The organism is Bacillus sp. 2CMS4F (assembly GCF_023161785.1).
In the GTDB taxonomy this organism is placed as follows: Bacteria; Bacillota; Bacilli; order Bacillales; family Bacillaceae; genus Bacillus; species Bacillus halotolerans.
This window is the reverse complement of the sequence record NZ_JALNTO010000014.1, coordinates 41,373-63,419: the sequence shown is the minus strand read 5'-3', so window position 1 is coordinate 63,419 and position 22,047 is coordinate 41,373. Positions and strand designations below refer to the sequence as shown.

The following is a 22,047-nucleotide window of genomic DNA, read 5'->3' as shown; positions in this document are numbered from 1 at the left end:
TTATTTTCCTAATTACAAGGTATTTTATTCACATACGAAAGTCAACATATCAGCTTCATCTAGGTCCGGCATCCTGCTAAGTCCCGCTGTCAGCCGTTTAATGTGTTCATTCTCCGCTTGAACACCTTTCGCAAAACACGAACTTTAGATAAGATTATCCTCAATTTTATTCGTTTCAAGAGATAGTAAATAGACGATTTCACAGATTTCACGAATGGAAATAAAGCAAATATCGAAAATCAGAAAATTTATTTTATTTCACTTTTCTAAAATAGGGTTTACAATATGAAAAATAGATTCTTCATCACGAAGCTTCATCATAGGAGGTTAAGGACATGCATACTGAAGAAAACGGTTTAAAAAAAGAGATAGGCCTCTTGTTTGCCCTTACTCTTGTTATTGGAACCATTATCGGTTCCGGCGTTTTTATGAAGCCCGGTGCTGTGCTCGCTTATTCAGGAGACTCAAAAACTGCGCTATTTGCGTGGCTGTTGGGCGGTATATTAACGCTGGCAGGTGGACTGACGATTGCAGAAATCGGTACGCAGATTCCGAAAACAGGCGGACTTTATACGTACCTTGAAGAAGTATACGGCGAGTTTTGGGGATTTTTATGCGGCTGGGTGCAGATCATTATTTACGGCCCGGCGATTATCGGGGCACTCGGTTTATATTTTGGATCTTTAATGGCGAATCTTTTCGGCTGGGGTTCAGGACTATCAAAGGTAATCGGTATTATCGCAGTTATCTTTTTATGTGTAATTAATATTATCGGTACAAAATACGGCGGTTTTGTTCAAACGCTGACTACGGTCGGAAAGCTGATTCCGATTGCTTGTATCATTATTTTCGGCCTTTGGAAAGGCGATCAGCATATCTTTACGGCAGTAAACGAAAGCATTTCTGATATGAATTTCGGAGCAGCCATTTTGGCCACATTGTTTGCTTATGACGGATGGATCCTGCTTGCGGCTCTCGGCGGAGAAATGAAAAATCCTGAAAAGCTTCTGCCTCGCGCAATGACTGGCGGACTGTTAATCGTAACAGCCATTTATATCTTCATTAATTTTGCGCTGCTGCATATCCTGTCCGCAAACGAAATTGTGACACTTGGAGAAAATGCGACAAGCACTGCTGCCAGCATGCTGTTCGGTTCAATCGGCGGAAAGCTGGTCAGTATCGGAATTATTGTCAGCATCTTCGGCTGTTTAAACGGAAAGGTTCTTTCTTTCCCGCGTGTGACCTTTGCGATGGCAGAACGAAAACAGCTGCCTTTTGCTGAGAAATTGTCCCGCGTGCACCCGACATTCCGCACACCGTGGATTGCGATTTCTTTCCAAATCGCTGTGGCGATCATCCTGATGCTCATCAGTAATCCTGATAAGCTTTCTGAAATCTCTATTTTTATGATCTATATCTTTTATGTGATGGCCTTTTTTGCAGTATTTATTCTTCGCAAACAAACAAAGGGAAAAACGCGTGCTTACAGTGTTCCGCTTTACCCGTTCATGCCGATATTGGCGATCGCAGGTTCATTCTTTGTATTGGGAAGCACACTCATTACAGACACATTAAGCTGCGGATTATCAATTCTCATCGGTCTGGCCGGACTCCCTGTGTATTATTGGATGCAAAAACGAAAAGCCAGCTAAAAAAACGGTTCCCTTGTTTAGGGAACCGTTTTTTGGTGAATCAGAAGATAAATGTTGACAAAAAAAACACAACTTTTGATATACTTTTTACGTTAACCAGAAAGATTTTGCAAACTTGGTTCGTTTTTTTGAGGTGAAGTAGGCCAAAATAAGGAGACACGTTTTATCAAAAAAGTCAAGCCGCGTTTTTTTCGACTTTTCCTGTTTTTTTTCGACAAAAGGCTATATAATAATTTGATGTGTGCATTGTTCATTCAAACTATGGAGGGTTTTTAATGATAAGAAGAAAAAAAGATAAGTTCTCACTCCTTTTAACAGAAATTGCAAAGAACATAGACGAAACTGCAGAATATTTTTTGAATTTTAAGGTCACTAACCAAACGACGCTTAAAGAGTTTGCAGATACGTTAAAGGAATATGAAACAAAAGGTGACAATCATGTTCATGTCATGATCAAAGAGCTTAACAAAGCATTCATCACTCCTATTGAGCGCGAGGATATCCTTCAGCTGACAAACAGCCTGGATGATGTGCTTGACGGAATCGAACATTTCTCTGCCATGATGGAGATTTTCTCAATCACTTCATCAGACGAGCATATCGATAAATTCAGCGGATACATCAGAGAATGCGCGAAAGAAATTTTGATTACAATTGAGCTGCTGGCAGAAAACCGCTTAAAGGATATTCAGCCTCACGCGATCAAAATTAAAGAGTATGAGCACAGCTGTGACAACCTGCACAGAAAATCATTAAAGAATCTTTTCGGAAATGAAACAGATCCAATTAAAGTCATTCAATATCGTGAAATTTACGAAACACTTGAAGAAATTGCCGATTCGTGCCAAAGTGTTGCCAATAATCTTGAAACCATTATTATGAAAAACGCGTAACGAGGGGTAAAAATGGATATTCTATTTATATTAACGATACTAATAGTCATTTTTGCTCTGGCGTTTGATTTCATCAACGGGTTTCATGATACCGCGAACGCAATTGCGACTTCAGTATCAACAAAAGCGTTGAAACCGCGCCATGCCATTATAATGGCGGCAGTGATGAACTTTGTCGGAGCAATGACGTTTACAGGTGTTGCCAAAACCATTACGAAAGATATTGTAGACCCTTATACTTTGGAAAATGGCTCTGTTGTTATTTTGGCTGCTTTAGTCGCAGCAATAGCGTGGAACCTGCTCACTTGGTATTACGGCATCCCAAGCAGCTCATCCCATGCCATCATCGGGGCGATTGCCGGTGCAGCCGTTGCGGCAGCCGGATTTACTGCGTTAAATTATAAGGGCTTCATTAAAATCATTGAGGCACTCATCTTATCACCAATTATTGCCTTTGTCCTTGGTTATATTCTTTACAGCATCGTCAAGCTGATCTTCAAAGACAGCAATTTGGCGAAAACGAACAAGCAATTCCGCAGAGTGCAGATTATAACTGCTGCCCTGCAATCCTATACACACGGAACAAACGATGCGCAAAAAGCAATGGGAATTATCACAATGGCTCTCATCACAGCAAATTTACATACTTCTGCTAATGATATTCCAACCTGGGTGCAATTCGCCTGTGCGACAGCCATGGGTCTCGGAACTTCAATCGGCGGATGGAAAATCATTAAAACCGTTGGCGGAAAAATCATGAAGATTCGTCCGGTAAACGGTGTATCCGCTGACTTAACCGGGGCAGCCATTATTTTCGGCGCCACATTTATTCATTTGCCGGTCAGTACAACCCACGTCATTTCTTCATCAATCCTTGGCGTCGGTGCATCACACCGGGTAAAAGGCGTAAACTGGGGCACAGCTAAGCGGATGCTCATTACATGGGTCATCACGCTTCCGATTTCAGCGACACTTGGTGCCATCGCCTACTTTATCTTAAATATGATTTTTTAATGTTTCACCGCTTCTGTCAAAGGAGCGGTTTTTTTGATGAAACAGGAAAACCAGCCGCATTTCTAGAATACAATAATCAGAACCTATTTCAGATGCGAGGGATTGATGTATGCTTTTATTGTTTCAAATCATGGTCTGGTGCACTATGGCCGCTTTAGGCTTATACGTATACGCCACGTGGCGGTTCGAAGCGAAGGTCAAAGAAAAAATGTCCGCCATCCGAAAAACATGGTATTTGCTATTTGTTTTTGGTGCCATGATATACTGGACATATGATCCCTCTTCCCTGTTCACAAACTGGGAACGGTATGTCATTGTCGCTGTCAGCTTTGCTTTAATTGACGCTTTTATCTTTTTGAGCGCTTATGTGAAAAAACTGGCCGGCAGTGAACTGGAAACAGACACAAGAGAAATTCTCGAAGAAAACAACGAAATGCTCCACATGTATCTCGATCGGCTGAAAACATACCAATATCTATTGAAAAACGAACCGATTCATGTTTATTATGGAAGTATAGAAGCATATGCTGAAGGAATTGATAAACTGCTGAAAACCTATGCTGATAAAATGAATCTGACGGCCAGCCTTTGTCACTATTCGACACAGCCTGATAAAGACCGGTTAACCGAGCACATGGAGGATCCCGCTGACGTGCAAACGAGGCTGGATCGAAAGGATGTCTATTACGACCAGTATGGAAAAGTAGTGCTCATTCCCTTTACAATCGAGACACAGAGCTATGTCATCAAACTGACGTCTGACAGCATTGTAACGGAATTTGATTATTTGCTATTCACATCATTAACGAGCATATATGATTTGGTGCTGCCAATTGAGGAGGAAGGTGAAGGATAATGGAAAACGCGTTTCAAAACGGATGCCATCCGCGGGCAAAGAAACCGTTTAAAATCCTGAAAAAACGTTCAACCACCAGTGTTGCAAGCTATCAAGTCAGTCCGCACACAGCAAGAATCTTCAAAGAAAACGAACGGCTGATTGATGAGTATAAACGAAAAAAAGCATGATCACACTAAAAGGACAAGAGAAACAGCTCTTGTCCTTATTCCTTTTCTTAAGGGGCTACATATAATAAAACAAACAGAGGATAATGTCAGGTGATACAGTGAAAAAATTGGTGCGGCGTGTGAAGGTTATTGATTACGGGAGGTTTGGCTTTTCCGGGTATTCGCTTCGGGTGAGGGAGCGGAGTGCAGGAATTTTAAAAAAATTGAAGAAGAAAAAATAAATCCCGGAGCAACTCCGGGATTATTATGTTCTTTCATCAGCTTAATTGAGCTGCGATCTTCGCTTTTGTCGCAGGTCCATAGATACCGTCGGCGGGTAGACCGTTAACAGACTGAAAACGCGCAACCGCGTCTGCTGTTTTCGGCCCGTAAATGCCGTCGATTCCGTTGTTCACAGCTCCTTTATCAGGATAAAAGTAGAGAGCTGCCAGCGCTCGTTGCACTTGAAAGACGTGTTCGCCTGAGGTATATGGTGTAGTCAGCTGAATGATACCGTCAGGGAGCGGATAGAGTTCTGGCTCTGCAGCGGACGATGGAGCACTTACAATTAACACTTGACCAACCTGAATGAGATTCGGATCTTCGATATTGTTCCACTCTTGCAGCTGAGCAACAGTGACACCGAACGCTCTCGCTATGGATGTAAGTGTGTCACCTTTTTTTACGACGTAAGTTTGGCTCCCGCCGCCGCCAATTCCCGCTTTAAACGAGTCCCACGTATCCAACAGTTTGCGAGGGCATTCCTTCCCTGACCAATATTTGTGAGGCACGACGTTAGCGAGGCTGATACCGTGTTCAGCCATCAATGTTTTGATCAGCCACTGGGCATTAGCTGTTGCTTGTGCAAAGTCGCCATCCGCATTTTCACAAATTTCAATCCCGATAGAAGCCCGGTTGCCGCTTCCGTTCCCGTCTCCTGCATGCCAGCCGTTTTCATTTAACGGCAGATGCTGATAAATCTCTGTATCATCAACTGTAAAATGCCAGCTTGTCGCCGTATCAGGGTTTTTCAAATAGCGGGCATGCGCTTGGGCATCGGCGCCTGCTGCCGTATTCGCTGTATTGTGTACGGTAATATAAAGAGGTGTCATCGCGTAGCCTGGACGGTTATTTGCACCGACCGGAATAAAATCTTGAATAATGTTAACCATTTTCATCTCTCCTTATTTCGTCAGATTATTTTCCTTTAACAAGTCGCGTTGCTTTTTCCCTTTTTCTGTTACATAGTTGTTTTTAAACCAAGCTGCTAGTGTTGTCCCAATTGTGAAGATCACTGATCCTGCTGAATACAGAGCATCTGCAAGCTGATTCACCTGCTCTTCCTGTATGTCCAATGGTGATTTGCCAAACATCAGTATGCTCTGGTTGATGAGCGCAAGCAAAAGAAGCACCGTCCTAGTGACCGTGCCTTTATCATACGTTTTCATGATAATCCCCCTTAATGCTGCAGCAGGTTGTACATAATGGCGATGGCTCCGCCGATGATCCCTGTGCACACTGCTGTAATGATGGCACCAGTGATGGTGCGCTTAATCCATGTTGTATTTTCATCAATTTTGTTTAATTTTTCGTTCAGCGTCATGATTTGCTGATCTTGCCGGTCAGACACGCGTTCTAATGCGGAAACTCTCTGTTCGAGCGCTTTTTGCTCACCTTTTATGTCTGCTAAATCCTGCTGAAAGACATTAACATCTATGTCTTGCTGCATCATTCACTCCTCCTTTACATGCGGATCACCTCCTTTCCGAGGCCAATTGCAATGGTTAAGAGACCGCGGTTCCTTTAATTGATAGACTCCCGCCGCTCATGCTGGCAATCTCCATCACGATCTCCTTAAAGCCTTTAATATCAAAGGACCAAGCCTCATCCTTGCCTAAGGTGCTGCAAGCGGTAGAAGCATCATCCGATTTCACGCCTCTGATTGGAAGTTTCTGTCCTGACACAGATTTCCCCCAAAATTTCACCTCACTCGTTTCCGCTGTGCCAAATACTTCAACGAGTAAATGCGCGGCACCGTCCAAGGGTAAAGCAGCACCTTCGCCGGCGGACTCGGCATTTTCGTGAAAAACAAAGTCAAACGTTTTGCCAGCTTCCACTTTCAGCCGCCCATCGTCTGTTTGGTTTTCCTTCAAATCAATTTGCAAAGGAAGATTTTCATTTAAGCGTACGTCCATTTCACCTGCGCCGACTGATTGATATAACACAAACTCCGATTGCTGGAGATTGCCGTTAACATACCGAAATCGGTAATAGCGTTTCGTGATATACACCCAGTCAGTCGCTGTCAGAACACCTGCAGCAACATTGACAGCTGTTGTCGTTGTCCAAACATTGTTATTGTCGCTTTCCTCTATAAAGAGCGTGCCTTCACGATCTGCATACGCCCACCCCTTTACTTTCGAAATCAGAACTGCGCCAAGCCGGTCTTGCCCGAGCTGACTGTATGCCTCAGTGGCCTTTAACGCGGCATTTGTTAAAATCTCCGCTACACCTGAGAGATTCGAAACAGGTGTGACAAAATCGTTTTTTTCTCCTCTATACGGCTTCACAGCTCCAGCTTTTCCAGTCTTATCGAGAGGAAACTCATATTGATACTTGACCATTTTTATCCTCCTTTTCATGTAAAAACGAGCAAAATAAAAAAGCCTACATGGCTTTACCGGTAATTTCTTCATACTGGTCAGAAGTGATCAGCTTTTTGTTCACGCCTTCTGCCAGATCCTCTTTAGAACAGTCTTTGAATTGTATGGCCTGCTTCACCATATCTGTCGTCGCCCAATCATAATATAAGGCAAGCACCCAATAATTCATTCAGCACTCTCTCCTTTCAAAGATAATAATGAAAGCTTTATATCTGACAGCTCGCTCCCCAACGTTTTGTTTAGCTCTTCAAGCTGCTTGCGTGCCAACTTTTCTTGCGACAATTCCTGAGCAAGCAGCTCCACCTGATCAGGCGGCTCGTACGGCGGTTTTTTTTGCAGTTCTTCCCACCAAGATTCGAGTTCTTTTTGCGTCGGGATCGGGGCGCGCAGGTTCCATTCAGCTATATAAGACCCTTCTCCGTCATTCTGAACGATAAAATCTTTTGTTGGATCTGCATTGGGGTATTTATACATGATTGCTTCTGCGATCATCGTTTTTCCTCCTATACTTATACTGTAGGATAGTTCAGTCCTCCAAGTTCTTGAATGTCTATATAGTTGTATAGCTCGTTATAATCGGATACACCCCTTCTATCATCACCATGATAGTTGCAATAGCAATATATCTCTATATAGTCACCTTTATTCATAGGAACGGTTACATTACCATTTAAGTCAAGGTACATTTCACTTTCCTTATCAACAAAGTCCCCTCTCTTATGGTCTATTGGTTTATACAATGATCCATTTAGATAGAGTTTCAAATGAAAATTGATGTAAGCCGGTGTATTTATCATATACAGGCCAACTCCTACTAAAAACATTCCATCATTAGGAGCAACGAATCTACTATTTTTTGTATCAAAAGCATTATGACTATCCTTTATTTTGTGATTGAACTGAATTTTTGTATGGGCTGCTTTATCTAGATACTGAATACCTGTAGTTCGGATATATGCATGAGCGAATCCAGAAATTTTATGCCAAGCTGTCCAGCCTGAATCTGCCCACCAATGGCGGATCCAAGAACCTGTGTTAGTAAAGTTGGAGCTAGATTCATTTCCAGTTCCATAAAAATACTGAGCAAATCGAAAATTACTATGCTTTTCATTTTTTACAATTCCATAAGTAAGCGGGTATCCTGTTGTGTTATTGGCTCCTATGTCCATGAAAGTAATACCAGCTGGGTAATCATTTCCGCTTGTTCTCGCATCTTGGATTGCATTTGAGCCGGTAAGCACAGTTAATTTTTGATTTGTATAATTTGTGTCAACATAGTTTTTAGCATTAGACAAAGCTTTATCCGCTTTAGCTTGTGCGCTGGTTTCAGTTTCAACCTTGTTCCATCCTTGCCATGCAACAGTGCTTCCATCATAATAATTCGTAAAGACATTGTTTCTGTAATCAGTAGCAAAGACCCAACCAAACATACCTTTACCGTCGGTTGATTGGCTAGTCAAATGAAATACGCCTCTAATTGAAAATGGAGATGGAGCATTTACAGCTTTTCCATGTGCATAAAATGTGCCCATGCCTCTACCTTGATCAATTATTTTTTGAAGAATGTCCTCTCCTTCGTTTGCTGCAATGGTCACCCCTCCTATATCGCTTGTTATTTTAGTAAGCTGAGCTCCATTCCATTTGCTTCTCTCAGCAGATGTAATGTGTATTACTGAATCCTTAGCATGATTAGATACCTTTGCCTCTGCCCCAGCTGTTGTCTCTAATTCAATCCACTCGGACCAGTTTCCACCTGATATCGTTTTCCGATACGTTTTATTAGCATTATCAAAAGCGATAATCTGACCGTAATCACCGGCAGCATTGATTGTCCATATGCCCCTGACCGAAGTACCTGGACCATTTAACGTTTTTGACATTGAGGTGAAATGAACCATTCCAGTGTTCTTCGGAACAATTTCATGGAAATCATCTGTTTCGCTTAAGTATATTTTGGCTTGACCGTTATCTGCTGTGACTTTAAAAAGCTGACTGTTATTCCACTTGTCTTTGTCTGATTGTATGACATGTATGTCCGCCTTACCTGCATGAGCGTTCACTTTTGTTTGAGCGCCCTCCGTCGTCTCTAATTCGATCCAATTTGACCAGTTGCCGTTTAAGAGAGTTTTACGGAAAGTTTTATTATCATTTGTCATCACAATTACATGACCATTTAATTTTCTGTCACTGCAAGTCCAAAATCCTCTTCCTGAGCCGCCTGGTGAATTTAGAGGCGTGCCAGTATAAGAAAAATAAGTCAATGTAGGATAGTTCAACAGTTCCGTATGGAAATCACTCGTGATATTGAACATAGGTTGTCCATTATCATTTGTAATCTTAGATAACTGTCCGCTGTTCCATTTCACTCTCTCTTCCTCTGTAATATGCCTCACCTGATCTTGCTCATGCTGGTCAAAATCCTTCTTTGCGGCCTGCTGCACATTATCCACATTCCCCAGCCCGACTTGCGCCTTTGTTGTGTTGTGGGGGTTGTTCATGTCGTTTTTGTGGGCGGCCAGGTCTGTGTGGGCGTCTTTTATTCCTTTTTCCCAGCGGTTGACGTCATCTTCGTTGATCGGATCGTCCGGAAGCCAGTCTGTTTTTTCTTCGTATGCCATGTTTACACCACCTCAAAGGTAAATCTGAAATCGAGTGTTCGATTTTCACTGACGTCCAGGTCTGTTTTTCTTTCTGTAATGATGTTGCCCAGCTCGTCTAAAATTTGTACCGTTTCTATATGTTTGATGTCTTCTTCACGTTTTGTCAGAACGGTCACTATTGCTCCTTCAATGGCGAGCTCCACTATTTCTGTTTCTTGTCCGTTAAGCAGCACGTGATGAATCCTGCTTTTCAGATCGGCAGCTGTACGTTCTCTGTATATGGTTGAAATCAAGTTAAGACCACCTCATTATTGTTAAGGGTGACAGAATAACCGACCTTCAGCTCACTGGCTGTTCGGTATCTTCGGTGATTCAGGATGACTGTGTCCTTTATTTGGAGCGTCTCATTTAATCCGCCTCTGAGCGTATACGCCAGATGTGCCGGCTTCATATTTTCCAATGCTTCGATCAGCTCATTCATGTGCTGGAGATCATCAATATTGATGTCTACATTAAAGCGGTATTCACCGGGCAGCAGGCGGACTTGTGCCGACGGTTTTTTTAAGAAACGGTTCACCGCCTGCTCAATGGCCCGGTAGGTGATCGGCGGAATGTTCGACATTTTTGAAATGAGCCTCAATCGCCTGATTTCATCGGTGTCTCCCGATTCCCGCGGCACGTTTAAAATCTTTTCCCAGCGGCTAAGCCCCCATGTTGCTGTTGGCACAAATAACTGGTCTGTCAGATCAAATATGCTGTTATTTTGCTGATCAAACTCAGGTGCTTCCGCTTTCAGCAGCTCCGACATTTCTTTTAAGCTGGTGAGAAACGGCGGCAGATATGAAATCATGTCATCTTGTTTGCTCAATGATATTCACCTGCCCAAGCTTAGGGATTTCTACGTCGCTCAGCACTAAATTTTCGGAAGTGCCGTTGATTTTAATATTTGAATAATCACTGACAGACGGCGAATTATAGACGATGTTATTAATTTGAGAAAGGCGGATAATGTTATCTTCGAATGCCATTTTCTTAAAGAGATTTAAAACGCCTTCTTGAATTTCTGTCTTTACTTCATCAATCGAGTGATTGACTTCCGGAAGCACCTCGGCAGAAATCTCAACTTCCTTCCAGACCGCGCTTTCCACTGTGACAACGGCTCCGATTGGCGCCTGCCCCTCGCCCTGACCGGGCTCAGGGTCAATATAGTCTTTCACTTTTTGAATTAAAATTTCAGAAGCCGGTTCAAGATTTGCATTCGTGACGACAATTTTAACCGTCCCGTCTCCGTTCCAAAGCGGAAAGATCTTTGCTTTTCCAACCCCGTCCACTTCTTCAGCCCACTCTTTATAATGCATTTTATTGGCGCTGACAGCCTCACGCCGAACCCTCGTAAAATACCGTTCTCTTAAACTATCGTCTCCTTCTTCTTCACGCCCCGGAATCAGAATCTCTTTGACAATCGCTTTTTCCAATCCCGGGATGGTATCCAGTGACAACAGATTGCGTCCGGTCAGATTGGCGTTTCCTGCTTCTCCCGGCGTTTCACAGACAAGCGTCCCGTCTCCTGTATATTGAAAATAAAGATTGTCCACATAGAAGCGGGAGCCTTCAGGAATTCTGACGCCAGCTGTGAACTCCCCTGCCCTCACGGCCTTTGTTGCAGCTGTCCGTTCAATCCCCGCTTCCGCAGCGCGCCGGTCCAAAAACTCTCCTTGCGCAGTATCAGAAAACACAAGCTCAAGCACGGTATCAAGCCATATATACGACTTCGCAAGCTCGGCTGCCGCCGGGGCTAATGCGTTATAAATAACACTGCCTTCTCTCGTGTCAATATCTGCGGAGATGCTGTTCAGCATACGCTCCATAATCTCTTCAAAGGTCTGATCCTCAAACATCTTCGCCAATCACCTCCTCAATCTCAAGCGATCCTTCATCTGTCTCGACTACAAAGGAAACATGAAACGCATCGCCTTGTTTTTCTATCTCAAAGTCTGTTACAGCGGAAATACGGTCATCATAAACAAGTGCCTCTTCTATGAGCCTTGGAATCTCCATTTTTTTGTAGGCATCAGTCGTCTCATGATCTGTAAGCACGTCCTGAAGCTCATTTCCGACATTATGGCTGTAAACTGAATACGCATATCGTTCAGTTTGTAAGGCGATATACACAAACTGTCTGATTGCTTCAATCCCGGTAATCAGCTCATTTGTAATTCTTCCGTTTTCAAAATCTATTTTGTAGGTTTGCGAGGTTTCAATGACTTCGCCGTCATCTTCAATATCCTCAAACTCCACTTCTGGTGTCAGGGCCATGATGCCCACTCCTTTATACATGCTAAATAAAAAACCACTTCGTCCGAAGCGGTTTTGTTTACAGTTTATCTAAAATAAAAAACGATTGTCCGCCTGTCAGAGCTGCAGTCATGACGCGATCCCCCAGCTCGAGTGCATCATCTCCTCCGGGCTGCATCCGTTTTGGGATGATGAGGGCGTCAGCCGGTATGATCAGTTTGCTGTTTTCTTTTAATTTGATTTCAACAGGAGAAACCGAAACCACCTCAGCTGGGAGCAGCTCCACCGGAGATTCAGCATCAACCGCACCGACGGCCAAATGTTTGATGGCTTCACTCAGTCTCATCAGGAAACCCCTTCCGGCATCGTATTCTTTTCGACAACATCAATGGTCATCGTATGTTTCGTTCCTTTAAACTCATGCCGGTCTGTATCTACCCAATACGTTTTCTTAATTCCGGCCTCCGGAATGGATATATAGACAGGCAAGCCGCTCTGCACTTCTGGAATGCCGATGGCCTGAATATTTTTCAGTTCTTTTTTTACGCCCTTTTTTTCAGCAAGGCGTACGTCGGCCCTCTGCTGAAGCTGCGCCTGGTTAATTTCGTCTGTTACGGTCTCCGTATATTGAAGCACGCCGTATTTGTTTAAGCCTGAACTGTCCTTCGCAGACGCTTTATACGTCTTATTATCCTTCTGGCGGCGCAGCACGACTCGTGTAGCAGTATCATTTATAGACGTGCTGTATTGGTAGCCCGTAATATTGACACCTGTTTCCAGCACCCATACCTCTGATGGATCTGGCCAAGCGCGCAGACCCAGCTTTCCTTTTTCCGAATACAGCTGATAATTCCGGCCCGTCTGGCTCTTTGTCTGTTTTAAAGCCTTCAATATGATGTCGTACAGGCTCGTATCATTTTTAATCACAAGGCTTTTGATCGTATGACTTGTGTTCGCAATAGAGGTTGTCGGAATTTGAAAATCATTGGCGATCCTCCTGATCATCTGGTCAGCACGCTGATTGGAAAACACGTACACATCCTGATTTTTGACCAGATATTGCAGCATATCGTACGCACTGAAGGCAAGCGTATGTTCATCAGGCGTTCGGGCGAAGACGATCCCGCGGAAAAGCTCTTTTCCCTTCCACTTAAACAAGACGGTATCTCCTTCTGTGACGCTGTAATATTTCTGGTCGCCCTGTTTAATGACGATGGTCGCTTCTATGGAGCGCGGCGCTTGATATCGGTGCCCCTCCAGCGACACGCTTTCCGCTACCAGCTCAAGCCATTCTGTATCTTTAATGACGAACAATTCTATCATCATACATCACCTGCTTCATTGCGGTATCTTTAATTTTTGACCGGGAAAAATCCAGTGGCCCGGCTGCCTGATATTTCGTTTGCTTCGCTTGATCATCGCTGTTTTATTGGCGTTCCAAATTTTGCGCCATTGCGTGCTGTTCCCGTAAAATCTGCCGGCAATGTCCCAAAGCGTGTCTCCCTTTTTTACTGTATAGGTTTTCGGAGAGGCCTTTGACGGACGTTTTGCCTTTGTTTTTTTCTTTTGCTTGATTTTTCGGGGGGAAGCGGTTTTGTATTCTTTCAGTACAATATCAAAATCCCTATCTCCTATCTCTTTGTCTCCTTCACTGTATTTAAAGCTTTCGATGCTGCATGTCATATTTATTTTTGTTCCCGTAATTAAAAATTGAACAGGCTTTTTAGCCTTCATCCATTTTTCAATTTTAACAAAGGCGTTCTCTGGAGAAGGGATATTCTGATATTCAGCTATCGGGCTATACTTTTTTGGAAAAAAAGAAGAAAAAGAGATTTCTTTAGCTCCGGGCTCTTCAATAAATGTGATTTCACCCAGCCCTGTTATTTTTACTGAGTCATTTTGTAAGCTATTAGATACGTCAATTGTCTCGGGAAGAACGGGAAATCGCAGCTTTTCCTTCCCCTGTGATATCCAAAATTCATAGACTGACTTAGTCAAAAGCCACGACCCCCTTTGTTCCGGTGTTAATGTCTTTTTGTAATTCATCAAGTAATGCTTGCCTGATTTTAGCTACTAGACTGTCTGTATCCTGTCCGTTATGAAAATGCTGGTCGCCATTGAATTCAATCTTTATTTCTTTCGTTCCGGCTGTTTGTACCGTTTGCCGGGATCCGGAAGTAACGGCTGCTGATACTTGTCCTGAAGAAAGCTCAGACTGCTGGGATTGAGACGGATCTGTCACTTCCATACCCAGAGCTTGCGCTGCTCTCTGAAGGAGGTAGCGGCCGCGTATGCCCCGCTCCTCCGGAATGATCCATTCACGTTTATTTCCTTCCCCGACACGGGCAATTTGTTCTTTTGTGATCAGTCCGCCGTTGGCATAACCGACATAGGGACCGCCACGTTTCAGACTTTTAATGCCAGGTACATTATCAATTGAGCCGTATCTGCTTTTGATATAGCCGATAGCGGCAGCAGCGTTGTGAATCGGATTTCTAATGTTACCCATGCCCGGTGCTTTATGTGCATTAAAAGTGTTCGGGACTGTCTGCATGAGTCCTTGTGATGGATTTCCCGCCTTCGCGTTGCTATCCCACAGGTTAATAGAGTTCGGGTTGCCTCCTGATTCATGCTGAGCAATCGTCATCAATCCTGGAAGCCAGCTTAATGGTGTCTTTGTGGCCATCATTGCAGCCATAAGCCACTGCTTCACATTTCCCCCTACTGCACCCATTCCGGAATAAGCAGCTGCCAGTGAACCGGCTTGCTTTTCAGCGTATTTTTTCACATCGACAGAACCCAATCCTTTTACTACCCCGACAGATGCAAAGCGACCGAGACTCATCATAACTCGAGAAGGCGAATGGATATCTAATTCTTCACGGAAAGCCGTCTCAACTTTTTTCGCGAGTTCTTTGGCGGCTTCATGGACTTCACTTGCCTTTGAAGTCATACCTGAAACAAAATTCCCAATCATGCCGCTACCCCAGCTGTTTGATGATTCTTTAGATCTCAAAAACGGCTTATTCACATGTGTATTTACATATTGATCGGTACCGGTTTGGGAACTATTTTGTCCTGAAGCAAATCCTTTGATTGTACTGCTTCCCCATGATGAAGATTTGTTTACAGTAGCTTGGAACGGTGTTTTGACTTTTGATTGTAAAAAGCCGTCTGTTCCGGTTGCTGTGCTGTTTTGCCCCTTAGCATAGCCGCTTACCATCTGTTTTCCGTAATTTGGTGAAGAAGAAATCATTTGTGTAAATGGCATATTGATGTTTTTCTTTTTCCAATCTTCCATTTTGACCGGCTGATTGCTGATGCCTTTACCAAAGCCTTCTGAAAATTGCTGTCCGAGTGTGGACCCTTGGCCTGTCAGATTTGCAGTGTCCATTGATGGAGAGGCTGATCCTGATAACGGACTTGCAGCAGCTCCTCTTGAAACAGATACCGGGCTTCCAGCAGAAGACGAAGCGGTTCCCATATCGTCTACGACTTGCATACCTAGCTTAGACGCCGCTTGTGAAAGAAGCATCTTCCCACGGCCTCGGTTGTTATCAACTGGGATAACGAATTCCTTGCCGGCTTCACCGATCCATGAGATGGTTGGTTTTGTGATGTAGCCGCCTGTGGCATGTTTCTGTGTCTTTTTCTCCTCAGTCCCAAATAAATAATTTGCTCCGCTTTTTACAAAGTTCCATGTTTTATTGGCAGCTTGTTTCGCACCTGATGCTACTTTACCACCAACTTCTTTTACTCCACCTAAAATGTTGGATCCTAATTCTTTAACGCTGGACCACTTATCACTCCACCATTTTTTGTTGAAAAGAGTATCCGAAATAGAACTTTTAAAATTTGTCCATATTGACTTTGCTTTATCCCATTTATCTTTTGCCCAGCCTTTTACACTTTCCCACTTTCCAGACCACCATTTTTCATTAAATAAGGTAGATTTCATTTTCCCTTTTACAGATTCCCAAACTGTTGATGCGCTATCCCATTTATCCTTCGCCCAGCCTTTTACACCTTCCCATTTCCCAGACCACCATTTCTGATCAAATAAGGTAGATTTCATCTTTCCTTTTACTGATTCCCAAACTGTTGATGCACTATCCCATTTATCCTTCGCCCAGCCTTTTGTACCTTCCCATTTTTCAGACCACCACTCATTATTGAACAAAGTGGATTTGACTGTGTCTTTTACATTAGACCACGTATCTCCCATTCCACTAACAGTATCCTTAGCATTCGTCTTAATACCTGACCATTTTTCGGACCACCATTTTTCATCAAATAACGTCTCATTTAGTTTTTCCTTCGCTTCTGAACCATCAAATGCCTTCCCTAAACTTTCACCGCCGAAAGTGCCGGCAATTCCTCCTACAACACCGCCAATAGCGGTTCCGACTCCCGGCACAACGCTTCCAATAGCCGCTCCGGCAGCTGCTCCGGCTAAACCTCCGCCGGCTGAACCTACTTTTTCACCGGCATTATCCTTATTGATTCCGGCTAAGTCAGTAAGAGACAAAATTTCGCCTAATCCCGGTATTCCTTTTGCGGCTCCTTTTAAGCCCTTCAGTCCACCCTTCAAACCTTTTGATTCTCCCAATGTTTTCAGAAGGCCTGAAAAACCTTTGCCTGATCCGCCTTTAGCTGCTTTTGCCGATTTAGGCGTATTCACAGGATTTGATTTATTGCCCTTGTTTGATGAACCGTTTCTATTTTTGACTTTTTTGCTTTTGCCTGTACTGATTCCGGCACAGCAACATCCACAAGCCCCGCCCCATTTGCCGCCTGACTTCTTCGATTTAGAACCTGACGCTTTTTGGTTCATAGAAGGTTTTTTAGTGCGGTTTGAGTTGTTTGAAGTTGAGTGATTTGTATTGGCTTTTGAGGCTTTTTGTTTGCCTTTGCTTCCGCTGGATTTGCCGCCAAGCAGTCCTCCAAAATCCAGATTCCCCAGTTTTTCAGCAATGCCTTTTATAATCTTTTCAAAAAACTCTCCCGCTTTTTCAATAATTTTATCAGGGCTGAATTTCTCGAATTTTTTCGCGATTTTTGAGACAATATTATCAAAAAACTTTTCTGCTTTATTCGCGATTTTATCTGGGTTGAGGAAATTGAATTTTTCAGAGATTTTGTCAACAATATTTGTTACAAAGTCTTCTGCTTTAGTGAGAATCGCGTCCGGACTGAATTTACTTGCGATATCATCCACTTTTTTCATAAAGGAGTCTGTAAACTTGTCCAGTTCGTTAAAAATGGTTTCTGGGCTGAATTTGCTTACGACATCGTCCACTTTTTTCATAAAGGAATCTGCAAACTTATCCAATTCGTTAAAAATGGTTTCTGGGCTGAATTTGCTTACGACATCGTCCACTTTTTTCATAAAGGAATCCGCAAACTTATCCAGTTCGTTAAAAATGGTTTCTGGGCTGAATTTGCTTACGATATCATCTACTTTTTTCATAAAGGAATCCGTAAATTTATCCAGTTGCTTAAAAATGGCTTCAGGACTGAATTTACTTGCAATATCGTCTACTTTTTTCATAAAGGAATCCGTAAATTTGTCCAGTTGCTTAAAAATAGATTCAGGACTGAATTTACTTGCGATTTTGTCCACTTTTCCCATAAACGATGTTGTGAACTTATCCAGCTCTGTCAAAATCGTTTCAGGGCTGAACTTTGTCGCGATTGCATCCACCTTACTCATAAACGATGATGTGAACTTATCCAGCTCTGTCAAAATCGTTTCAGGGCTGAACTTTGTCACGATCTCATCCACTTTTCCCATAAAGGAGCTTGTGAACTTATCCAGCTCTGTCAAAATCGTTTCAGGGCTGAACTTTACCGCAATTGCATCCACCTTACTCATAAACGATGTTGTGAATTTATCCAGCTCTGTCAAAATCGTTTCCGGACTAAACTTTGTCGCGATCTCATCCACTTTTCCCATGAAGGAGCTTGTGAACTTATCGAGCTCTGCTAAAATCGTCTCCGGACTGAACTTCTCAGCTAGTGCGGTCATTTTAGATGTAATGGATTCTGTGTATGATTCTAATTTTGAGGTGATCGATTCGGGTGTAAAATGTTCAAATTCCTTCAAGAAGGTACTTTTTAATTCCTCAATTGCATTGCTGATACCGGCTGTACCTTCACTGATAAACGAATCTAAAAGGCCTCCGCCTCCTGATTCTGCGGCTCCTCCAGATCCTGGATTCAGCCCGTTGCAGCAACAGCCCGCATTTTCTGCCGGAGTTTTTTCTTCGGGACCGAACACTTTATCTAATAAAGCATAAAACTTATCATCAAGTATTTTTTCTGGATTAAACTTTTCAAATTTTTGGGTAACACGATCAATAACGGCTTCTTTATATTCAGTTACTTTTTCATCTAACTTTTCTTTGATCTTCTTTTTGCCTTCTTCAACGAGGTTTCCCCAGAAGGAACCGCCTTCTTTTTCTTCTCCCTTTTTGCTCTCTGCTTTCTTAGCTGATGAGGGAGCTGTTTTCTCAGCTGTCTTTAGTTTCCCAAAGCTATCAATTTTCTTCTGAAGTTCATCCAGCTTTTTTGATACCTGATCATTCAAAGTGAGCTGAATTTGGTTATCTTTTTGTGTAAGTGCATCAATGCCTGCTGAAATGCGGCCGACTGTTTTCATGACGTGATCAATCACACGTATCGTAACAGAGTAACCATTTTGAAGTGCGGTTTCCATATAACGCTGTATTTTTTGCACAGCCGGAGAAACTTGATCTTCTGCACTCAGCATAATCGTAAAGCCTTTAAAACCCGCAACGAGCTCTCTTAATCGTTCAAACTTTTCTGTCGCTTGATCATTAGCGCCAATTTTAATAGATACCGATGACGGCAATCCCTGCAATTCAGTTTGAACCTTCTGAATGACAGTGCTGGCGTTATTCTCAGCTGAAATGGAAATCATTTGGGCGCCAAGCTTTTTCTTTATTGATTTTTGTATGCGGTCAATTGTCCTTAACACCGTTTTGCTTTCTTTTCGTATATCTATAGAGCTATTTCGCTGCGCCATTTTTCTATACTTTTCAAGCGCTCTAAACCCATTTTGTATCTTTCTTAACTTTTTGCTTACACGGTCTTCCATTTCAAATCTTGCTGTCAGCTTTGCCAATTACGATGCCCCTCCTTTCTTTGCTTGTTTTTCAAGGATATCCAGCTTATACCCAATCAGCCCATACAACAGCGCCTTAAAGTTTTTGGGCGCTTCATACAGTTCTAATAAATCTGATGGAGAATAATGAAGCTCGTGCATCGCATAGTAGAGATACACGGCTTCTTTATGCCCATCTTTTATTAGTTTTTTGCTTCTTCTTCCAGGTCTTCTAATTCGTCTTCGAATCCATTAATCTCAATTGCTTTGTTGAGCCAGTTTGCGTATTCGCCTCCTACAGACAGGACACGTTTCGCTACTTCTACCGGGTCGGCCGTTTTGTAAGCTTCTCGAAGATCTTTTGAACGGAAGTCCGGATAGACTGTCGATTCCACTGCGATTCGGGCATAAAAGCGCTGGCTGTCTAAATCTTTTACACGGCCTCTGCCTTTTACATTTTTATAAGTTGTAGTTTCTTTCTCCAGTTCGTCAATGCGCTCTGTCGTGATCGCTTTGAAAATAAATGGTACGATATTCCCTTTTTTATCAACAAAACGCTTAGAGATCGGCACTTTGATTTCTTCGGCTTCGATTGTTTTTCCCGGCATAAAAAAGGAAAGATCATATACGTTTTCGTTCTTCTCGCTCATGTAAAAAACTCCCTTATCTTTAAATTGATTTCATCATTTACAAACAGACCTTTCTGAGAAAGGTCTGTTTATGGCTTGTTCAGTTTTGATTAAAACGTGTCAGAAAGCTTTTCAGGCACGTCGAAGTCTTCAAATGTAAACGGAACTTCTTCCTCTAATGCTTCTGAATCGACATCGAGGCTGGCGATTTTTGCGGAGTCGAAGTTTACGTCGTAAAGCGTGACTCTTTCCGTTCCTCTTCCGGAAGATTTATCATCTAACACAGCCTGCAGGGTGAAATAAGGATCGCTGCCTTTTTTGACGTAATCCATCATGAGGATCACAAATTTTGATGTGACTTTGTAAAACGTCGCTGTGCCTGTTCCATTTGCGCCTGTTGTTTTATGGCCTGTCATGCGGCGGCCCATAATATTTACTTCAGACTTGTTTTTCTCCACATTTGCTTCAAATGTTTTGATATGCGCCATTTCTTCGCCATCGAGAAATAAGCGTCCTTCTTTTCCTGAAATCGTGTTTTGTGCTTTTAATGCCATATTAGTTTACCTCCACATTAAAGTAGAATTTTTCTGCTGCGTCGACAGGCTGTACAGCGAGGTCAATCAAGAAGCCGTCACGGTCTTCATTCATTGAAATTGTGATATCTTGATCAGAATCAAAACCGGTAATACCGCCCGCATCCTGAAGCGTTGTCATGTATTGCGTGATCATCGTTTTCACATATTGAAGTCCGTCTTCAGACGCCGGAATATCGCTTCCGCTGCCTTTTCTTGATTTGATTAAGGCTTTCAGCTCGCGTGTTAAATCGTTATTGACGGCGTCGAGTACACGGACGATTTTGTTTTTCGCAAACTTCTTGTTTTTCTCAGCCGTAAACGTGACAAGTGAGTTAATGTCTTTTTCTACGCTTACCGATTTATCGCGGGCGTCAAATGTGAATAAAAATTCACCTTTGCCTAAGCGTTCCACAATCGCGTCGTGGTCAAGGCGGTTTAAGACATCAACGGCACCTTCATACTCCACAAATGTGAGAGATTGGTTAAAGGTTGCTCCCGCACTTGCACCGGCTACCCACGCCGTCGCTTTGTCCGGTGTCACTTCTGTTCCGTCTTCCAGCAGCACACCTTCTGTCACGTTGATGATACCTTCATAGTCACCGCTGTAATTGGCTGTTACCCCTTGGACTTTTTGCCCTTGACCGTCACGCAGACGCTTAATGAATGCGGCAAAGGTCGCCTTCAGCTGATCTCCTTCTGCAACCGGCAAAGCGATGACATCAAAGCTCTCCGTTTCAGCCGCAGCCAAGAAATCGGTATAGTCTGAGTTGACCGGCGCTTTATCCGTACCGCCGGATAGACGGATTCCCGCAGATGCGTTCAGCGTCTCGGCAGCCGTGTCTCCCTCTGATCCAGTCAGCGGAATTGAAGAGGAAAGATCTCCTGTTCCGGTAAATGTCACATAGCCGTTTGCTGTTAATTCTTCAGCTTTTTTGACAGTCTGTTTATCCACTTCTGATTCATCCATATACGTTGCGACATCAAATGATGCTGCATCCAGTACATTTTCATTAATGCGGATGATGATGTCATTCCCTTTTGATCCGCCGTATAAAGCAGTCGCTTTAACGCCTTCGGCAATATCGGCAGATGCTCTGACGCCTTCAGTGAGGCGGTACATCAATACCGTTTTCGCGTTTTTCTTCGCTTCACGCAACAGTAATAAAGATGGATCGTCGATGCTGAGACCCACTTTTTTATTTAAATCCTCCACGCTTGAAATGGAGACGAATGTTTTCGCTTCGCCCCAGCTTGATGCGACAGGAAGTGCGACCGTCCCCCGTTCACCAAGTGACACCCGTTCCTGTGCCGTCGTTTTAAAATTGAAATAAATGCCTGCACGGTCCTTTTCTTTTCCTGCTGTAAATGTTCCGCCATTCATTATTGCATGACCTCCTTAGTTAAAAATGTTTGTATCAATTGACTTGCCTCTGATTTCGTCAGGCGTGTTTTGTCCACGCCAAATAAAGCCCCCTGAAGGATCTCCGGCTTAACGCCGAACAGTTCCTTTGCGTGCTTGATCAAATCCGCTGTATCAAAAAGTGCTTCCCGGCTCTCTGTATGTACAGCCTTCGCTTGTTTCTGCTTTGCCACCG

26 protein-coding genes are annotated in these 22,047 nt (G+C 43.2%); 6 read left to right on the top strand and 20 right to left on the bottom strand.

The window, feature by feature from the left end:
* The first annotated feature begins 335 nt into the window (after positions 1-335).
* The 6 genes from steT (at position 336) to spoIISC (ending at position 4,806) form a co-directional block, all read left to right on the top strand.
* Positions 336-1,652: a serine/threonine exchanger gene (gene steT, locus MTN95_RS17615; protein WP_099042852.1), complete on the top strand. Its 1,317-nt coding sequence runs from the start codon at positions 336-338 to the stop codon at positions 1,650-1,652.
* A gap of 275 nt (positions 1,653-1,927) precedes the next feature.
* On the top strand, positions 1,928-2,545 hold the full coding sequence (locus tag MTN95_RS17610; protein WP_010333926.1) for a DUF47 domain-containing protein: 618 nt from the start codon (positions 1,928-1,930) through the stop codon (positions 2,543-2,545).
* A gap of 12 nt (positions 2,546-2,557) precedes the next feature.
* Complete coding sequence (locus MTN95_RS17605) at positions 2,558-3,559, top strand: inorganic phosphate transporter (RefSeq protein WP_024121092.1); 1,002 nt, start codon at positions 2,558-2,560, stop codon at positions 3,557-3,559.
* Positions 3,560-3,668: 109 nt separating this feature from the next.
* On the top strand, positions 3,669-4,415 hold the full coding sequence (locus tag MTN95_RS17600; protein ID WP_105953636.1) for a type II toxin-antitoxin system SpoIISA family toxin: 747 nt from the start codon (positions 3,669-3,671) through the stop codon (positions 4,413-4,415).
* Entirely contained in the window at positions 4,415-4,585 is a 171-nt protein-coding gene (locus tag MTN95_RS17595) for a type II toxin-antitoxin system SpoIISB family antitoxin (protein ID WP_024121090.1), read from the top strand. The genes MTN95_RS17600 and MTN95_RS17595 overlap by 1 nt, the downstream gene beginning before the upstream one ends.
* 83 nt (positions 4,586-4,668) lie before the next feature.
* Positions 4,669-4,806: a three component toxin-antitoxin-antitoxin system antitoxin SpoIISC gene (gene spoIISC, locus MTN95_RS17590; protein WP_125825426.1), complete on the top strand. Its 138-nt coding sequence runs from the start codon at positions 4,669-4,671 to the stop codon at positions 4,804-4,806.
* 36 nt (positions 4,807-4,842) lie between these two features.
* Here spoIISC and MTN95_RS17585 read toward each other — a convergent pair whose 3' ends face one another.
* The 20 genes from MTN95_RS17585 to MTN95_RS17490 form a co-directional block, all read right to left on the bottom strand.
* A complete protein-coding gene (locus tag MTN95_RS17585) occupies positions 4,843-5,736 on the bottom strand; it encodes an N-acetylmuramoyl-L-alanine amidase (protein ID WP_105953637.1) in 894 nt (297 codons plus the stop codon).
* Positions 5,737-5,748: 12 nt separating this feature from the next.
* Complete coding sequence (locus tag MTN95_RS17580; protein WP_105953638.1) at positions 5,749-6,012, bottom strand: phage holin; 264 nt, start codon at positions 6,010-6,012, stop codon at positions 5,749-5,751.
* Between the two features lie 11 nt (positions 6,013-6,023).
* Positions 6,024-6,293 carry a hemolysin XhlA family protein gene (locus tag MTN95_RS17575; RefSeq protein WP_059352787.1) on the bottom strand — a complete coding sequence of 90 codons (270 nt, stop codon included), beginning with the start codon at positions 6,291-6,293 and terminating at the stop codon, positions 6,024-6,026.
* Positions 6,294-6,348: 55 nt separating this feature from the next.
* On the bottom strand, positions 6,349-7,188 hold the full coding sequence (gene xepA, locus MTN95_RS17570; protein WP_105953639.1) for a phage-like element PBSX protein XepA: 840 nt from the start codon (positions 7,186-7,188) through the stop codon (positions 6,349-6,351).
* A 43-nt stretch (positions 7,189-7,231) separates the two neighbouring features.
* The gene (locus MTN95_RS17565; protein ID WP_105953640.1) at positions 7,232-7,396 is read right to left on the bottom strand and encodes an XkdX family protein; all 165 of its coding nucleotides are present in this window, start codon (positions 7,394-7,396) and stop codon (positions 7,232-7,234) included.
* Positions 7,393-7,719: an XkdW family protein gene (locus tag MTN95_RS17560; RefSeq protein WP_105953641.1), complete on the bottom strand. Its 327-nt coding sequence runs from the start codon at positions 7,717-7,719 to the stop codon at positions 7,393-7,395. The genes MTN95_RS17565 and MTN95_RS17560 overlap by 4 nt, the downstream gene beginning before the upstream one ends.
* Before the next feature lie 17 nt (positions 7,720-7,736).
* Positions 7,737-9,845 carry a terminase gene (locus tag MTN95_RS21720; protein WP_202852824.1) on the bottom strand — a complete coding sequence of 703 codons (2,109 nt, stop codon included), beginning with the start codon at positions 9,843-9,845 and terminating at the stop codon, positions 7,737-7,739.
* A gap of 2 nt (positions 9,846-9,847) precedes the next feature.
* On the bottom strand, positions 9,848-10,120 hold the full coding sequence (locus MTN95_RS17550) for a hypothetical protein (RefSeq protein WP_105953643.1): 273 nt from the start codon (positions 10,118-10,120) through the stop codon (positions 9,848-9,850).
* Positions 10,117-10,695, bottom strand: coding sequence for a YmfQ family protein (locus tag MTN95_RS17545; protein ID WP_044156235.1), 579 nt, complete (start codon positions 10,693-10,695; stop codon positions 10,117-10,119). The genes MTN95_RS17550 and MTN95_RS17545 overlap by 4 nt, the downstream gene beginning before the upstream one ends.
* Positions 10,679-11,725 carry a baseplate J/gp47 family protein gene (locus MTN95_RS17540; RefSeq protein WP_101860755.1) on the bottom strand — a complete coding sequence of 349 codons (1,047 nt, stop codon included), beginning with the start codon at positions 11,723-11,725 and terminating at the stop codon, positions 10,679-10,681. Before MTN95_RS17540 ends, MTN95_RS17545 begins: the two co-directional genes overlap by 17 nt.
* Positions 11,718-12,143: a DUF2634 domain-containing protein gene (locus MTN95_RS17535; protein WP_105953644.1), complete on the bottom strand. Its 426-nt coding sequence runs from the start codon at positions 12,141-12,143 to the stop codon at positions 11,718-11,720. The genes MTN95_RS17540 and MTN95_RS17535 overlap by 8 nt, the downstream gene beginning before the upstream one ends.
* A 58-nt stretch (positions 12,144-12,201) precedes the next feature.
* Positions 12,202-12,468 (bottom strand): DUF2577 family protein, encoded by a 267-nt coding sequence (locus MTN95_RS17530; RefSeq protein ID WP_105953645.1) that lies wholly within the window; start codon positions 12,466-12,468, stop codon positions 12,202-12,204.
* Positions 12,468-13,445 (bottom strand): XkdQ/YqbQ family protein, encoded by a 978-nt coding sequence (locus tag MTN95_RS17525; RefSeq protein WP_248339394.1) that lies wholly within the window; start codon positions 13,443-13,445, stop codon positions 12,468-12,470. Before MTN95_RS17525 ends, MTN95_RS17530 begins: the two co-directional genes overlap by 1 nt.
* A 15-nt stretch (positions 13,446-13,460) precedes the next feature.
* Complete coding sequence (locus MTN95_RS17520; protein ID WP_105953647.1) at positions 13,461-14,120, bottom strand: LysM peptidoglycan-binding domain-containing protein; 660 nt, start codon at positions 14,118-14,120, stop codon at positions 13,461-13,463.
* Entirely contained in the window at positions 14,113-19,269 is a 5,157-nt protein-coding gene (locus tag MTN95_RS17515; RefSeq protein ID WP_248339259.1) for a transglycosylase SLT domain-containing protein, read from the bottom strand. The genes MTN95_RS17520 and MTN95_RS17515 overlap by 8 nt, the downstream gene beginning before the upstream one ends.
* Positions 19,270-19,410 (bottom strand): hypothetical protein, encoded by a 141-nt coding sequence (locus MTN95_RS17510; RefSeq protein WP_202852865.1) that lies wholly within the window; start codon positions 19,408-19,410, stop codon positions 19,270-19,272. It lies immediately after the preceding gene.
* A gap of 41 nt (positions 19,411-19,451) precedes the next feature.
* Positions 19,452-19,898 (bottom strand): phage tail assembly chaperone, encoded by a 447-nt coding sequence (locus MTN95_RS17505; RefSeq protein WP_014663652.1) that lies wholly within the window; start codon positions 19,896-19,898, stop codon positions 19,452-19,454.
* Between the two features lie 89 nt (positions 19,899-19,987).
* The gene (locus MTN95_RS17500) at positions 19,988-20,431 is read right to left on the bottom strand and encodes a phage tail tube protein (protein ID WP_003220592.1); all 444 of its coding nucleotides are present in this window, start codon (positions 20,429-20,431) and stop codon (positions 19,988-19,990) included.
* A gap of 1 nt (position 20,432) precedes the next feature.
* Positions 20,433-21,833, bottom strand: coding sequence for a phage tail sheath family protein (locus MTN95_RS17495; protein WP_105953649.1), 1,401 nt, complete (start codon positions 21,831-21,833; stop codon positions 20,433-20,435).
* Positions 21,833-22,045 (bottom strand): YqzN/YkzM domain-containing protein, encoded by a 213-nt coding sequence (locus MTN95_RS17490; RefSeq protein WP_059336109.1) that lies wholly within the window; start codon positions 22,043-22,045, stop codon positions 21,833-21,835. The genes MTN95_RS17495 and MTN95_RS17490 overlap by 1 nt, the downstream gene beginning before the upstream one ends.
* Positions 22,046-22,047: the final 2 nt, after the last annotated feature.